The sequence below is a fragment of the Psychroserpens mesophilus genome (genome assembly GCF_050617655.1).
GTDB classification, from domain to species: domain Bacteria; phylum Bacteroidota; class Bacteroidia; order Flavobacteriales; family Flavobacteriaceae; genus Psychroserpens; species Psychroserpens mesophilus_A.
The window spans coordinates 215,516-229,955 of sequence record NZ_JBODQC010000001.1; the positions used below are offsets into that span (position 1 = coordinate 215,516).

Below are 14,440 nucleotides of genomic sequence, written 5' to 3' on the forward strand. Positions count from 1 at the left end.
TTATAATATGTGTTGTTCGGGAGGAGGAGAAATAAGGTTTAAGTGAGGCTTTGGGTACTTCTTAAAGAAATAACCTAAATTATCATTAGCATTGGTGGTTAATAAATGTTCGGTATCACCATGCTCTTTAATAGGAAATATTTTTAAGGTTTCTTTTTCTTCTTCTTCAGTAATACTGTAAAAGATAGAAACATCAAAAGAATCATCCATAGCAATGATTATTGATGGCGCAGTGATAAAGGCCACAAATAAAATAGAAAAGAAAATTGCAATGGTTTTTCTGTGCATATAAATAAACTTGAAATGCAAATATAAGATAACAAGATGATAGAAGTGTTAAGGAACATTTAAAAGTTCTTTAACATCTTAATATCATCATTCATTATCCAACCTGTTTTTCCGTCAGATAATTTAATTTTTTTCCAATCACTAACTGTATCCAGAACCTGAACCTTAGTACCTTCGTGAAGTACAAAAGCTTCAGTACTTCTCAAATTTGGTTCACTTTTAATGGTAGTTTGTTGAGCAAAAACAATTGCTGGTTGGTCATTACTAACTAACTTGAACTTATGAAATGCAAAAACCAAAGACACAATAGCAAGCAATAAAGATACATTGCTTGTTAAAAACGCAATTCTTTTTTTGGAAGTAGAATATGTAAAATAATAAGCTATAAATAATACTACAAAAAGAATTACAAAAACGACAGCTGTTTTAGCCCAAGCGTCATAACTCATTACATTGGTTACATTTTTAATGAGTTTTGCTATTCCTACTTCTGGTACAGAATCGATAGCATCAACGGTCATATTTCTGGCAAAAGCAATATTATTTTTGATGTCTTTGTCATTTGGCTTTAACAATAAAGCTTTTTCATAATAATAGATGCTTGGTGCTATATGATTTAACTTGTAATGTGCATTAGCAATGTTGAAATACAATTCTGCAGAATGTTCACCAGAATCTAAAATCGTTTTATATTTTTCTAAAGCTTCTGTGTAATTTGCATCATTGTACAAAGTGTTTGCTTCATCAAAAAGCTGATTGTTTTGAGCAAATGCTAATGTGCTTAATAAAAAGGTTAATATGTAACTTAATTTTTTCATTTTATAGATTCTTCGACTCCGATTATATTATGAATCCTCTGAATATCATTTTTTCTCTATCTCAATTCTTTATCAATTATAGAAATGGTTTTGGCTGCTTTATCGTAATCTTGTTGCATTTCCACATTGGTAATTGGAGTATATCTCGCCAGTTCACAATGTTCAAGAATGCTTATAAATTCTTGTATAGCATCAGTATTTACTTGTCTTTCGTTTAGTAAGGTCTGGATTTTATCTTTACTAAAATCACTAGTTTCGATATGCAACTTAGCCTTAAGGTAATTATGTAATGCTTTTTCTAAAGCGATATAAAATGCTTCTTTTTGTCCTAAAGATTTTTTTGCTTCACTTAAATACCGTTTTGCAAGTCTATCTGCTTTTCTAATTTTATTTCCGAAGACATCTGCATTGCGCTCTTCTTTTTTCTTATGATATACCAATGCCAAAGGAATTGCTAAGAAAGGCAACAACAAAGAGGTCCAAAATGCTGTAGATTTAAAAAAATCTTTAGTATTTACTGGCTTTAAATTAGCATCTGTTTTAACAAAAGCAAATTGATCTCCACTTAACACAACATTTTGTTTACCAGAATTAGTTGATGCTATATTATTGTCTGAGTTTGAAGTATTTACTGGACCTTCAAGTACATTAATTACAATCTCTCCTGACGATACTGTTTTATAGCTTTCTGTTTTAAGATCGAAATAAGAAAACGAAATGCTTGGTACAGGATATTTGCCTTTATATTGTGGAACTATAGTGTAACTATCTGAAATTGAACCCTGCATTCCGCCAAGGTTTGTGTTTACATTTTCGTTATGTTCTGGCTCATAAACTTCAAGTGAGTTTGGCAATCTTAATTTTGGTAATTCAAAGAGTTTTAAATTTCCATTTCCTGTGACCTCAACTCTAGCTTGCAACGACTCAGAAGCATTTAGTTCAGTTTTAGAAGTAATCACATTGAATTTAAAATCACCAACAGCTCCTGAAAAGTTGTCTGGTTTTCCGTTTTCTGGTAAGGGTTTTACATCTATCGTTCTACTACCTGCCGAAACACGTTTATTCACTTGTGTCATTAATCGACCACCAAAAATATCTCTACGATTGGTTGGCACTTCAACAGTAACATCTAAACTTAATGGTTCAATTTCTAATTGTCCTGTTTTTTGAGGATATAAAACTGTTTTCCTAAGCACAACATATCTGTAGTTGTCATCACCATTAAAACTCCCATTCTGAATTTTTAAACCTTTTATGTTAATGTTCTGACTCCAAAAATCATTGTACCTTGGATTGTCTATTTCTCTCCAGTTACTGACACCTGTCGTTTGAGATACATATAATTTATAAACTACGGTTATGGCTTCATTTAGATAAGGATTTGCTTTTGAAACTTCGGCGACTAAATGAATGTTTTCTGATGCTACATTTTCAGCGTTATCTGGATCATTTGGCCGTTTTACTGCAGCAGTAACATTAACGGCAACCACTTGAGTTTTATAAACTTCGCCATCAATTTCTATAGTTGCCTGATTGATTTTAAGTGATCCTCTCTTTTTAGGAGCCAGAAAATAGCTGTAGGTTTTTTTGTAAGAACGCTTGCCGTTTAACCAAGATTGACTTACAGAAGTATTTGGTCCACCAACCACAGTGAAGCCATTAAAGTCTGGTGGAGTGAAATTATCACCATCTTTATTCATTTCAAAATCGATACGTAAACGTTCATTTATTCCTAATTTGGTCTTACTTACTTTAGCTTCAAATTTAATTTGTGCTGAAGCTAGGCTTGTAGTAAGCACTAAGAATAAGATTGATATGTGTTTTATAAACTTCATTTCTGTTTTATAAGATGCTTTGACTGCACTTTGTATGACCTTAGAGGTTCAAATTAAAACTCAATACTGTCATTGAATCTCTACCAGTCTTTTTCAGTTTTTACTTTTGCTCCTTTTTGTTTTTCTGCATTCATTTTTTCTTGAACCTTTTGCTCTTGGTTATTCATAGCTTCTAACAGGTTCTTTATTTGCTGAGGAGATAACTGACCTTGTTTTGGTTGAGGCTGGCCTTTTTGATCTTTGTTTTCACCTTCTTTACTCTCTTTGTCATCTTTGTCATCTTTAGGTTTTCCCTGATCATCCTTTTGATCGTCACCTTCTTTTTTATCTTGGTCGCCTTCGTCTTTTTGATCTTGATTGTCTTCTTTTTCTTCGTTTTCGCCTTTATCTTTTTCCTCGTTATCGCCTTCTTTTTCTTGCTCTTTTTCCTGTTGGTCGTTTTCGTCCTGATCGTCCTGTTGCTGTTCTGCACATTCTTTTGCTAAAGCGAAATTATAACGTGTTTCATCGTCACTAGGATCATTTCTCAATGCGTTTTTAAACGCTTCAACAGCTTCTTTACATTTTTTATGTTGCATGAGAATATTACCAATATTATGATAAGCCTTGTGCTTTTCTACTTTAGACGTTGCGTTTTCTGCGGCTTGTGTATGACGAAATAAAGCTTCATCAAATTGTCCTTTTTGATAGTAGGAATTTCCTAAGTTGTAGGTTCCTGCAACATTCGTTGGTTGTTCTGAGATGGCTTTTCTATATTCCATTTCTGCTGAAATATAATCCTCAGAGTCAACAAGCTCATTGCCTTCATAAACATAGTTATTAGACTTTTGAAGCTGAAGTTCTCGTTCCTTCTCTTTATCCTGTGCAAAAGAAGCTGTAGATCCCAAAATCAAACAAACGATATATAAATATTTCATTTTCTGATTTAGTTTAAAACTAGAATAATATGTTAACGTGTTGACTTTCATGTTATGCAAACAGCAATATAAAAAACTGTACGACTTGTTATAGTTAAAGATTTTATAAAATATTTTAATACTATTTTAAAGGTTAAAAATTCTCGTTGAACAGGTTCAATCGTTTTAACCATCCTGTTTTTCGCTCTAAAAAGAAAATATCTATGAATAAGAAAAAGATGGCTAATGCTAAAAACCATTGAAACTGGTCTTTAAAATCGGCAAATTCTTTAGCTTCAAATTCTGTTTTATCCATTTTATTAAGAATATCTCTTATGGTATCAACCACTTCTATTGTATTACTTCCATTGATGTAAGATCCATTGGCTTCCTCAGCGATATCTTTTAGTGTATCTTCATTTAATCTGGTAATAACGGTTTCGCCATTATTATCCTTTTTATAATTTAAAACAATTCCGTTTCGTTTAATTGGAATTGGTCCACCTTTTAAATCTCCTACACCAATAGTGAAAATTCGAATACCTTCATTACTAGCCTCTTCTGCCACGCTTGCTGCTTCATCTGTATGATCTTCACCATCTGAAATAATAATTAGAACTCTATTGGTTTGTTCTTCATTATCAAAATAGGTTTTAGATAACTCAATGGCTTCACTAATTGCTGTCCCTTGAGAAGAGAGCATGTCTGTATTCATGTTTTGTAAAAACATTTTTGCAGATGCATAATCTGTTGTGATTGGTAACTGCGGAAATGCTTTGCCAGCATACGCAATAATTCCTACACGATCACTTGCTAGGTTGTTGATGATTTGGGTGACTAATTGTTTTGATTTTTCTAATCGGTTAGGCGCAATATCTTCTGCCAACATACTTTTTGAAACATCTACTGCAAACACAATATCAACTCCTTCTCGTTTTACTGTTTCTAGTTTTGTTCCAATTTTTGGGTTGACTAAGGCAATTGACAAACATGCAAAAGCTAAACACAACACAATGGTCTTTAAAACAGATTTAAACAAGGATTGATTAGGACTTAGACGCTTAAGGAGTGAAGCACTAGCAAAACGTTTTTGCGTCTTATACTTCCAAATTTGAAGCACAGCAAAAAGCATGATAATTACTGGAATCACCATTAAAACCCAAAACCATATTTTTTCTTCTAATTGATACATGTTTCGTATTCAGTATTCTTTAAATAAAACTCCTAAAAATCGTATAGCGCAAGAGCAATTCTAATAACAATAACAATCCTGCTAACAAGACTAGCGGACGATATTTCTCTTCATAATTATAGAATTTAAACTCTTCTACTTCAGTTTTTTCTAATTTGTTAATTTCGCCATATATTTCTTCAAGCTTTTTATTATTCGTTGCTCTAAAATACTTTCCTCCAGTGACTTCTGCTATTTCTTTTAATAATTCTTCATCAATTTCAACTTGAACTCTTCCGTATTGAAATGATCCATTAGATTTCATTGCAATTGGAGATAATGCCATTCCGTTAGTTCCCAGGCCTATGGTATAAGTTTTAATACCATATTCAACAGCGAGTTCGCTAGCAATTTTAGGATCTATAAATCCAGAATTGTTAACACCATCTGTCAATAAAATAATGACTTTACTTTTTGCTTTGCTATCTTTTAGCCTATTTACAGATGTCGCTAAACCCATTCCTATAGCAGTACCACCTTCAATAATTGTGTTGTATTTAATATCTCTTAGCGATCGTAAAACAATTGATTTATCACTAGTTATTGGTGTTTTTGTATAACTTTCTCCTGCATACTCAACGAGTCCAATGCGATCATTAGGCCTGCCTTGAATAAACTGAGAAGCTACTTTTTTTAAGGCTTCTAATCTGTTTGGCAATAAATCTTTTGCTAACATACTTGCCGAAACATCGATAGCCATAACAATATCGATACCTCTGGTAGTTTTAGTTTTTGAAGACACATCAACTGTTCTGGGTCTTGCCAATGCTGTGATTAACAATCCTAATGCCAGCAGCCTGAAAACAAATAAAACTGGTCTGAGACTTGATAACCACGACTTGGTGATTTTAAACCCTTTAACACTCGATATTTTAAGTTCTGCTGTTTGCTTTTTCATGGTAAACAAATACCAGACAATTGCTAATGGTAGCAATAATAGCAACCAGAACATTTGTTTATGTAAAAATTCTATTCCTTCTAACATTACTCCTCCGCTTTTTTAAGTTCTATTGAATTTAAAATACGTTCTACCATTTCATTAGCATAATCGTCATTTTCTCTCCATTGTAAGATAATTTGTTGCCTTACATTTTCAGCTTTAAACAAAATAATGATATAATGGGCTGGTTCAAGAGTATTTCCGATATCTAAACTCATTGTCCCATAAGTTTTTAACCCTTCTGCTGCATTTGGTGTAATAAACTGCTCTCTTTTTACAGTAATATCTTTAGCGCCTTGAGACTCTAATCGTTCAATAAATTTTTCTGAAGCTGATAATAACTCTTGTGCTTTCCCTTCATCGGTAGCGAGTTGTTTTTTCTCTTCTTCAGAATAGTTAAATACAGTTGTACTTACCTGAATGTCAATTCCGGAATTAGCAGATGCATATCGAAATGTTGTATTGGTTAACTTGTCTTTGAACTCTTCAGGTACTTCTACATTTTCCCGTTTTAAAACCTCAGGAGTACTTATGGTTATAGGAGGCACACCATATTCACTTCTTACCCATTGACCTTCTAAAAGTTCTTTACTTTCATGACCAACAAGAGTATCTTTTACGTAAGCAAATCCGTATTTAATCCCAAATCCAACAAAGGTTGCTATTATTAGAAACGCAGATATAAACACTGTAATGACTATTTTTTTACGTTTCTTTTTACGTTCTTGTTCGTCTTTGTATTGCTGGTTTAATAGTTTTTCTTCTTCTGTTGGTTCTGGTAAAGCTTCTTTAACGTGGTCTATTTCAACATCTGGAGCAGATTTAGCAAATTTTACTAAATCGGCACGTTTTAGAATGGTTTCAAGGTTTCGGATATCATCTTTACTCAATTCAATCTGATTAGCATCTTTAAGAAGGTTTAATCTTGAAATTAATTCATCTGTAGTGCTTTCTAAAGCTTTATCATAGACTTTCTCATCGAGATATTTTCTGATGATAAAGGTTAATTCTGAATAGTAATCTTTTAATTCTGCGTTCTCCAGATAAGTACTTTCATCTAATTGTTTTAACGCTAATTTGGCTCTGTCATAAGGTGGAAGTAATGCAATTTTAGCTTCTTCAGTTAAAGGCTTCTTTCTCCAAATGAACCAATACACTAAAAATGCTACAAGTGCTACAGCCAGTATAATTCCTAAAATGATTAACCATCGGTTACTCGTGCTCTTTTCAACTTCTATAAAAGGTTTAATATCGTACAATCCTTGTTTAGTGGTATCAACTTCAATATTTGAGACTTCTACCTGTAACGAATCTGTGAAAAAGGTATTAGTGCCAATGATGATTTTCTGTTTAGGAATGGTATAAGAACCTGAATCAAACTGCGTTAAGCCGTATCGTTTTATTAACTGGTATTTGGCGTTATTTTTAGTGGTATCTACCTTGTAAGATTCAATCATCTCTAAAGGCGAAAATGTTTGTCCTTCAGGAAATACAACTAAATCGGTTGTATCTGCTTCGACCTCAACTTTAAATGTGATTTGCTGACCAATTTTTATTTTAGTAGAATCTATTGATGATGTGACTTGAGCAGATAAGGTTGCCGAAATAAAGCATAAGACATAAGCGAAACAGATGGACATCTTATTCGTTTTGAAATTCATCATATATGCTAATTTTCTACTAATCACTTTTTACTTATTGCTTAAATATTATCTTCTTTTAAAATAGCCTAATAACTTTTTAACGTAACTCTCGTCAACACGGCAATCAATGGTTCCTGCTCCAGATTTTGTAAAAGTATCTTTATAATACTCTACTTTTTCATAGTAGTATTTGCTGTAATTAGTTCGTGCTTTTTTAGACATCGTGTCAACCAAAAGCAACTCACCTGTTTCTTCATCTTCCATTTGAACCATGCCTAAGTTTGGAATACTTTCTTCATGCTTGTCATATATTCTAATTCCAGTAATATCATGTTTATTAGCGGCAATTTTGAGCGTTTGTTTATAGTCATCTGCTATAAAATCACTCAACACAAAAACAATCGCTTTCTTTTTCATCACATTAGATAAAAACTTTAACGCTTCAGAAATATTGGTAAGTTTACTTTTAGGTTCAAATTCTATAAGTTCACGAATGATGCGCAATACATGAGAACGTCCTTTTTTGGGTGGAATGTAAAGTTCAATCTCATCTGAAAACAAAATTAATCCAATCTTGTCATTGTTTTGAGTAGCTGAAAACGCCAAAGTTGCCGCTATTTCGGTAGCGACATCATTTTTAAACTGTTCTGCTGTACCAAACAATTTTGATCCAGAAATATCTACCATAAGCATCATAGTGAGTTCTCGTTCCTCTTCAAAAACTTTCACATAAGGCTCATTATAGCGAGCTGTAACATTCCAGTCTATATTTCTTACATCATCACCAAACTGGTACTGTCTCACTTCAGAAAACGTCATCCCACGACCTTTGAAAGTCGAATGGTATTCGCCTCCAAAAATATGATCAGACAATCGCCTTGTCTTAATCTCTATTTTTCGTACTTTTTTTAGTAATTCCTTAGTATCCATTTATATTCGCTTTCGCTCATTAGTAGTTAGTGTAAAGTATAAAGTTATTAGTAAGACACTAATCACGTTACACTTTTTACTGATGCCTAGCATCTACTATGGTACTTCGATTTCGTTTACAATTTTATTGATGATATCTTCTGAGGTTATGTTTTCAGCTTCAGCCTCGTAAGTGATTCCTATTCTATGACGTAATACATCGTGAACAATGGCACGAACATCTTCTGGAATTACATAACCACGACGTTTTATAAAAGCATAACATTTTGCAGCAGTAGCTAAATTGATACTACCACGTGGTGAAGCTCCAAATGAAATTAATGGTTTTAAATCGGCAAGTCTGTACTTTTCAGGATAACGGGTTGCGAAAATAATATCAAGAATGTACTTTTCTATTTTCTCATCCATATACACCTCTCTAACTGCTTTTTGTGCATTCAGGATTTGTGTAACAGACACTATAGGATTTACCTTTTCCCAACTTCCTTTAAGATTAGCTCTCATAATGAGTTGCTCTTCATCTTGCTTTGGATAATCAATAACCGTTTTAAGCATAAAACGGTCTACTTGAGCTTCTGGTAAAGGATATGTTCCTTCTTGCTCAACTGGGTTTTGAGTTGCCATGACTAAAAATGGCTTATCTAAAATAAAAGTCTCATCACCAATCGTCACTTGTTTTTCTTGCATGGCTTCTAATAAAGCCGATTGTACTTTTGCAGGTGCTCTGTTGATTTCGTCTGCTAAAACAAAGTTGGCAAAAATAGGTCCTTTTTTAATAGAGAAATCATTGAGTTTCATATTATAAATAAGGGTTCCAACAACATCTGCAGGAAGTAAATCTGGTGTGAACTGAATTCTGCTAAAACTACCATCAACGGCTTGTGACAAGGTATTAATAGCTAATGTTTTTGCAAGTCCAGGAACACCTTCTAGTAAAATATGACCTTGCCCTAATAAGCCAATTAGTAATCGTTCGACCATGTGTTTTTGACCAACAATTACCTTATTCATTTCCATGATTAGCAAATCAACAAAAGCACTTTCTTTTTCAATTTTCTCATTAATCGATTTAATATCAATTGCACCTGTTTCTTCCATTATCTGTATATTTTAAAAAGAATAATTATGTCAAACTTATTTAGTACCGCAAATTGTTAAAATTTTTCTTTGTTTGCTGTTAAGAATTGGTTAAAAAATAAAGAGCAGTACCAATAGCACTGCTCTTTATTTATATGAGATTTTTAAGCTGTTTAAAACAAATTATAAAGTCGCATTAATGTATTCATCTTTGGAATGAATTGGACTTCATTATTCGAAGAAAAATTCACAGATTCATCAATATTCAATTCGATAGTAAATTCATAAAGTTTGTTTTCAACTAATTGTTTTTCAAGGATATTAACTGAAGCATTGCCATATTCAGACTCTATATCAACGATATATTCAACATTGTTTTTAACCACAGAATTCTCATCGCCTAAAACTAATTTTATGTTGTAAATAAATTCAGCAGGCACTTGTTCAAAATCCACCAAAGTAATAACTTGATTTCCAGTAAAATCTGTCAAATCATGAATACCTGTATTAATTGTGTTTAAACTTATCCAAGCTTTTGGGTCTGTTTCGTCTTCCAAAACTCTTAATTGTACATCTAATATTTCAAGATTTAATCTGTTTAATTGTGTTTGTGTGCCAGCGAGTTTAACATTAACTAAACTGTTTTCAAGTGGAGTAGACTCCTCTTCTTTGGTACAGCTAGTAAGTAGTATTACAGCTAATAAACTAATAAATAAAGTTTTCGAATTGTTGAAAAACGTCATGATTTGGGTCATTTAATAATTACTAAACAATGATACCTCATTACCTAAGATTTGACTATTTTTATACATGAATTGCAGAAAAAACCATATAAACTGAAAAAAAAGTGAAATATTCTCGATTAATTGCAGGTACCATGACTTGGGGAAGCTGGGGAAAGCAGTTGAAAATAAAAGACATGATTTCATTAATGCATCATTGTCTAGAAAATTCTATTACAACATTTGATCATGCAGATATTTATGGGAGCTACACTACAGAAAACGACTTCGGAAATGCATTTGCAGAAAGTGGTATCAAAAGAGAACATATTCAACTCATTTCAAAATGCGGTATTCAATATCTAAGTGATACCAGAAAAAACAGTGTCAAGCATTACGATTATAGCAAAGACTACATTATATGGTCTGCGGAAACGTCTTTAAAACACTTAAAAACTGATTATTTAGATCTTTTATTGCTTCACAGACCCAGTCCGTTAATGCATCCTGATGAAATATCAGAAGCGATTACAACTTTAAAACAACACGGAAAAATCAAAGATTTCGGTGTATCTAACTTTACGCCTTCACAAGTTGAATTAGTTTCTAATGCGGTCGATATTTCAGTAAATCAAATTGAATTTTCTTTGACGCAAGATTCAGCAATGCATAATGGCTCTCTGGATCAAATGCTGCTTAAACATATCACACCAATGGCATGGTCTCCATTAGGAAGTGTATTTAGAGAAGATAATGAACAAACAAGACGCATCCACAAACAACTTGGAGAACTTAGGGCTGTTTATAATGCTACTGAAGATCAATTATTATTAGCATGGATTTTAAAACATCCTGCCAATATTCATCCAGTGATTGGCACAACAACTAAACACAGAATTACAGATGCTAAAAACGCAGAACATATTGACCTAACACTTGAAGACTGGTTTAAAATATTAGTAGCTTCACAAGGCCATAAAGTCCCTTAAAAAAGTTTGCAGTGGTCTACTTAAACACATCATAAAAATATTATTGCCATTTCAAAAACGATAAAACTATGAAAAAAACAGCCCTAATCACAGGAGCTACAAGCGGAATTGGTAGAGCAACAGCTCATGAATTTGCAAAACATGGTATTCAATTAATACTCTGCGGAAGACGTCAGGAGCGATTGGATACTATTGAGAAAGCTTTAAGCAAACAAATCGACGTTCATACTCTTAATTTTGATGTAAGAGATAAAGTAGCAACTCAAAATGCAATTGCATCTCTGCCAGACACTTTTAAAACTATTGACATATTAATCAATAATGCAGGAAACGCTCATGGATTAGACCCAATACAAACTGGTGATTTAGACGACTGGGATGCCATGATGGATATAAATGTAAAAGGATTACTTTATGTGAGTAAAGCCATTATTCCTCAAATGACCGAACGCAAATCTGGACACATCATTAACATTGGTTCCTCGGCAGGAAAAGAAGTCTATGCAAAAGGTAATGTGTATTGCGGAAGCAAACATGCTGTTTTAGCAATTACTGAAGGTATGCGAATTGATTTAAATCCTTTCGGAATAAAAGTTACAGCCATTAATCCAGGTTTGGTAGAAACTGAATTTTCAAAAATTCGTTTTAAAGGCGACGCTATTGCTGATACTGTTTACAAGGGCTACAAAGCCTTACAGGCAGAAGATGTTGCTGAAATGATTCAGTTTGCTATCTCACGGCCTGCTCACGTTAATATAGCTGATGTGTTGATGTTTTGTACTGCTCAGGCAAATTCTACTATTGTGAATAAAGATTTATGATTGATTGGCTAAAGACAGAATGGAATATTTTAGCTTCAAAATATTCTGAAGATAAGCAACTCATTTCGTCCTACTGGAATGAAATTAACAAGCATTATAATTCAAAATCCAGATATTATCATAATGTGTCACATCTCTATAATATGTTAATTCAAATTGAAGATGTTAAAAGTTTAATTACAGATTTAGACCTATGTAAGTTCGCTATTTGGTATCACGATATTATTTATAAATCTACCAAAAAGAATAATGAAGAAAAAAGTGCCGAATTTGCTAAAAAACGATTAAAAGCATTCAATTTTGATGAAAAACAATTAAAAACAGTTGAAAAACTAATAAAATCAACGAAAAAACATGAATTGATTATAACTAAAAATAATGATAATGCTTATATACTCGATTTGGACTTATCAATTCTGGGCTCAAATTGGGAAACCTATAAAAAATACCTTAATAATATAAGAAAAGAGTATGCTATTTATCCCGATTTCATGTATAAACCTGGAAGACAAAAAGTAATAGCTCATTTTCTTCAAAGAGACACCTTATATTTTTCTGAATATTTTAGAAATTTATATGAAAAACAAGCCAGAGAGAATTTAAAAAAGGAAATTGAATTACTTTAAAAAAGTAATCTGTTTTCAAGACATAAAACAATGATTAACAAACGTCTTTTAATTAAAAACTTACTTGCTCATAATGATGAGAACAGTTTTTATGATAAAAAACGAAAGATTGACATCACACATAAAGAAGGTAAAGCGAAGTTTTTAAAACACATCTGTGCACTTTCAAACAGCAATCCAAAAAACAACTCTTATATTGTCATTGGTGTTGAAGATGAAGACAACAAAATTATTGGTGTTAACTTTTTTGATGATAGTAAAATTCAAAATCTCATCAATGCTTATTTAACGCATCCTCCAATTGTTCAGTATGAGAATATTCCATTTCCACATTTACCAGACAATAAAGTTGTAGGTCTTGTGACCATCAGACCAATTGATAAAATTACATCACTTCGAAAAAATATTTGGAAATATTATGGTGGCTCTGTTTTTTTTAGAGATGGAAGTATGAGTATGCCTAAAGTGTTTGATATTGAAATTAAAGATGTCAACTCAAAAATTGTTTCTGAAATTGAATCACACGCCCAAAACAACATTGAATACACGCTTGATGGTGTTTTTGATTTTATGAATAAGCGTAAAGATTTTAATCCGCAGTATAAAGTATTTAAAGAATATTTTGTGTTATGCTGGTCTGGGCAGAAAAAAACAGTTAAAAATAAAATTTACTACTCCAGAGTAGATATTGAATTGATTAATGAACAAGTTCGTTTGTTTTTTTCAACATTAGATGAAGTCACCATAATGTTTAATGAGAACTCGTTTAAAATTGTTGAGTATGTGAGTCTCGGACTTCAAAACTCGTTTAAATATTATGAATTAGAAGAAACCATTATTCATTTTGAAGATAATGCACATTATAACATAGAAACCAAACTCTTGTTTGAACCTCCACAGTTTGATAAAAAAGTTCTACATCATATTTATAATTCTAATAACGCTTTAGTAGAAAAGCTTAAGAAAGGGCTTTCTTTAACAAAAAACGACATGTTAGATTTAAGAAATCTTCCCGCAACATACCTTATTTGTTATCTCAACTTATTTCATGAAGCTATAGATAAATTAACTGAAGCTAAACCTTATTTAAGACGATATAGTGAATCTGTTTATACTTCGTATCAGGAAGTCATGCGGATTTTAAGGAAAGTTAAATACAGTTAATCGAAGAAATTTAGCACTAATTGTCATTCAACCATTTTTTTGTGCTAATTGTAGAATTAATTCTAATTGAACTTTACTTTTAACGAGATTTGTCTTGCTATTAATCAATTACATATAACCTTATTTCAATGTCGACTTATCGATTGAGAAATAAGGTTTTTGTTTTTTTACAGGATTATTTTTTACCAGAAATTCTATAAAAAAAATTCTTTTCAAACTAGGACAATAGCAATACATACCATTCATACAGTTTTTTTTACCACTCATAGTTTTTTTTGTAAAGCAATTCCTTTTTTTACGATTTTTGAAGTGCTATTAATCAATTTCAAACTACCTTGTTTCTATCGGTTTCCGATAACAGAAATGAGGTTTTTGTTTTTATGCAAGCTATCTTAATTGCAATAAAATCAGGAAAACAGCTGGTATAAAACCTAAAAGAGAAAACAAAAACCTCTCTTTA

At 32.1% G+C, this 14,440-nt stretch carries 14 protein-coding genes; 4 read left to right on the plus strand and 10 right to left on the minus strand.

Features of this window, described 5'->3' with window-relative positions; genetic code table 11:
- From ACRHNM_RS00905 to ACRHNM_RS00950, 10 genes are all read right to left on the minus strand, one after another.
- A complete protein-coding gene (locus tag ACRHNM_RS00905) occupies positions 1–288 on the minus strand; it encodes a hypothetical protein (protein WP_431132717.1) in 288 nt (95 codons plus the stop codon).
- 59 nt (positions 289–347) lie between these two features.
- Complete coding sequence (locus ACRHNM_RS00910; RefSeq protein WP_431132719.1) at positions 348–1,106, minus strand: tetratricopeptide repeat protein; 759 nt, start codon at positions 1,104–1,106, stop codon at positions 348–350.
- A 56-nt stretch (positions 1,107–1,162) separates the two neighbouring features.
- A complete protein-coding gene (locus ACRHNM_RS00915; RefSeq protein WP_431132721.1) occupies positions 1,163–2,941 on the minus strand; it encodes a BatD family protein in 1,779 nt (592 codons plus the stop codon).
- Positions 2,942–3,021: 80 nt separating this feature from the next.
- Complete coding sequence (locus tag ACRHNM_RS00920) at positions 3,022–3,858, minus strand: tetratricopeptide repeat protein (protein ID WP_431132723.1); 837 nt, start codon at positions 3,856–3,858, stop codon at positions 3,022–3,024.
- Between the two features lie 133 nt (positions 3,859–3,991).
- Entirely contained in the window at positions 3,992–5,029 is a 1,038-nt protein-coding gene (locus ACRHNM_RS00925) for a vWA domain-containing protein (RefSeq protein WP_431132725.1), read from the minus strand.
- A 19-nt stretch (positions 5,030–5,048) separates the two neighbouring features.
- Positions 5,049–6,053 carry a vWA domain-containing protein gene (locus tag ACRHNM_RS00930; protein ID WP_431132727.1) on the minus strand — a complete coding sequence of 335 codons (1,005 nt, stop codon included), beginning with the start codon at positions 6,051–6,053 and terminating at the stop codon, positions 5,049–5,051.
- A complete protein-coding gene (locus ACRHNM_RS00935; RefSeq protein WP_431132729.1) occupies positions 6,053–7,648 on the minus strand; it encodes a hypothetical protein in 1,596 nt (531 codons plus the stop codon). Before ACRHNM_RS00935 ends, ACRHNM_RS00930 begins: the two co-directional genes overlap by 1 nt.
- Positions 7,649–7,717: 69 nt before the next feature.
- Positions 7,718–8,581, minus strand: a complete 864-nt coding sequence (locus ACRHNM_RS00940; RefSeq protein WP_431132731.1) for a DUF58 domain-containing protein — start codon at positions 8,579–8,581, stop codon at positions 7,718–7,720.
- A 96-nt stretch (positions 8,582–8,677) separates the two neighbouring features.
- On the minus strand, positions 8,678–9,679 hold the full coding sequence (locus ACRHNM_RS00945) for an AAA family ATPase (protein WP_431132733.1): 1,002 nt from the start codon (positions 9,677–9,679) through the stop codon (positions 8,678–8,680).
- A gap of 152 nt (positions 9,680–9,831) precedes the next feature.
- Positions 9,832–10,401 carry a DUF4382 domain-containing protein gene (locus tag ACRHNM_RS00950; protein WP_431132734.1) on the minus strand — a complete coding sequence of 190 codons (570 nt, stop codon included), beginning with the start codon at positions 10,399–10,401 and terminating at the stop codon, positions 9,832–9,834.
- A 104-nt stretch (positions 10,402–10,505) separates the two neighbouring features.
- Between ACRHNM_RS00950 and ACRHNM_RS00955 the strand changes: the two genes are divergently transcribed.
- From ACRHNM_RS00955 to ACRHNM_RS00970, 4 genes are all read left to right on the plus strand, one after another.
- A complete protein-coding gene (locus ACRHNM_RS00955) occupies positions 10,506–11,369 on the plus strand; it encodes an aldo/keto reductase (protein ID WP_431132736.1) in 864 nt (287 codons plus the stop codon).
- Between the two features lie 68 nt (positions 11,370–11,437).
- Positions 11,438–12,190 (plus strand): SDR family NAD(P)-dependent oxidoreductase, encoded by a 753-nt coding sequence (locus ACRHNM_RS00960; RefSeq protein WP_431132738.1) that lies wholly within the window; start codon positions 11,438–11,440, stop codon positions 12,188–12,190.
- The gene (locus ACRHNM_RS00965) at positions 12,187–12,816 is read left to right on the plus strand and encodes an HD domain-containing protein (protein ID WP_431132740.1); all 630 of its coding nucleotides are present in this window, start codon (positions 12,187–12,189) and stop codon (positions 12,814–12,816) included. The genes ACRHNM_RS00960 and ACRHNM_RS00965 overlap by 4 nt, the downstream gene beginning before the upstream one ends.
- 30 nt (positions 12,817–12,846) lie before the next feature.
- On the plus strand, positions 12,847–13,980 hold the full coding sequence (locus tag ACRHNM_RS00970) for an ATP-binding protein (RefSeq protein WP_431132742.1): 1,134 nt from the start codon (positions 12,847–12,849) through the stop codon (positions 13,978–13,980).
- Positions 13,981–14,440: the final 460 nt, after the last annotated feature.

What these genes read in the sequence shown, in the direction of transcription:
- ACRHNM_RS00910 (WP_431132719.1), bottom strand. Translation starts at nt 1,106, where the DNA reads ATGAAAAAATTAAGTTACATATTAACCTTTTTATTAAGCACATTAGCA.
- ACRHNM_RS00960 (WP_431132738.1), top strand. Translation starts at nt 11,438, where the DNA reads ATGAAAAAAACAGCCCTAATCACAGGAGCTACAAGCGGAATTGGTAGA.
- ACRHNM_RS00970 (WP_431132742.1), top strand. Translation starts at nt 12,847, where the DNA reads ATGATTAACAAACGTCTTTTAATTAAAAACTTACTTGCTCATAATGAT.
- ACRHNM_RS00930 (WP_431132727.1), bottom strand. Translation starts at nt 6,053, where the DNA reads ATGTTAGAAGGAATAGAATTTTTACATAAACAAATGTTCTGGTTGCTA.
- ACRHNM_RS00950 (WP_431132734.1), bottom strand. Translation starts at nt 10,401, where the DNA reads ATGACGTTTTTCAACAATTCGAAAACTTTATTTATTAGTTTATTAGCT.
- ACRHNM_RS00925 (WP_431132725.1), bottom strand. Translation starts at nt 5,029, where the DNA reads ATGTATCAATTAGAAGAAAAAATATGGTTTTGGGTTTTAATGGTGATT.
- ACRHNM_RS00915 (WP_431132721.1), bottom strand. Translation starts at nt 2,941, where the DNA reads ATGAAGTTTATAAAACACATATCAATCTTATTCTTAGTGCTTACTACA.
- ACRHNM_RS00945 (WP_431132733.1), bottom strand. Translation starts at nt 9,679, where the DNA reads ATGGAAGAAACAGGTGCAATTGATATTAAATCGATTAATGAGAAAATT.
- ACRHNM_RS00965 (WP_431132740.1), top strand. Translation starts at nt 12,187, where the DNA reads ATGATTGATTGGCTAAAGACAGAATGGAATATTTTAGCTTCAAAATAT.
- ACRHNM_RS00905 (WP_431132717.1), bottom strand. Translation starts at nt 288, where the DNA reads ATGCACAGAAAAACCATTGCAATTTTCTTTTCTATTTTATTTGTGGCC.
- ACRHNM_RS00935 (WP_431132729.1), bottom strand. Translation starts at nt 7,648, where the DNA reads ATGTCCATCTGTTTCGCTTATGTCTTATGCTTTATTTCGGCAACCTTA.
- ACRHNM_RS00940 (WP_431132731.1), bottom strand. Translation starts at nt 8,581, where the DNA reads ATGGATACTAAGGAATTACTAAAAAAAGTACGAAAAATAGAGATTAAG.
- ACRHNM_RS00920 (WP_431132723.1), bottom strand. Translation starts at nt 3,858, where the DNA reads ATGAAATATTTATATATCGTTTGTTTGATTTTGGGATCTACAGCTTCT.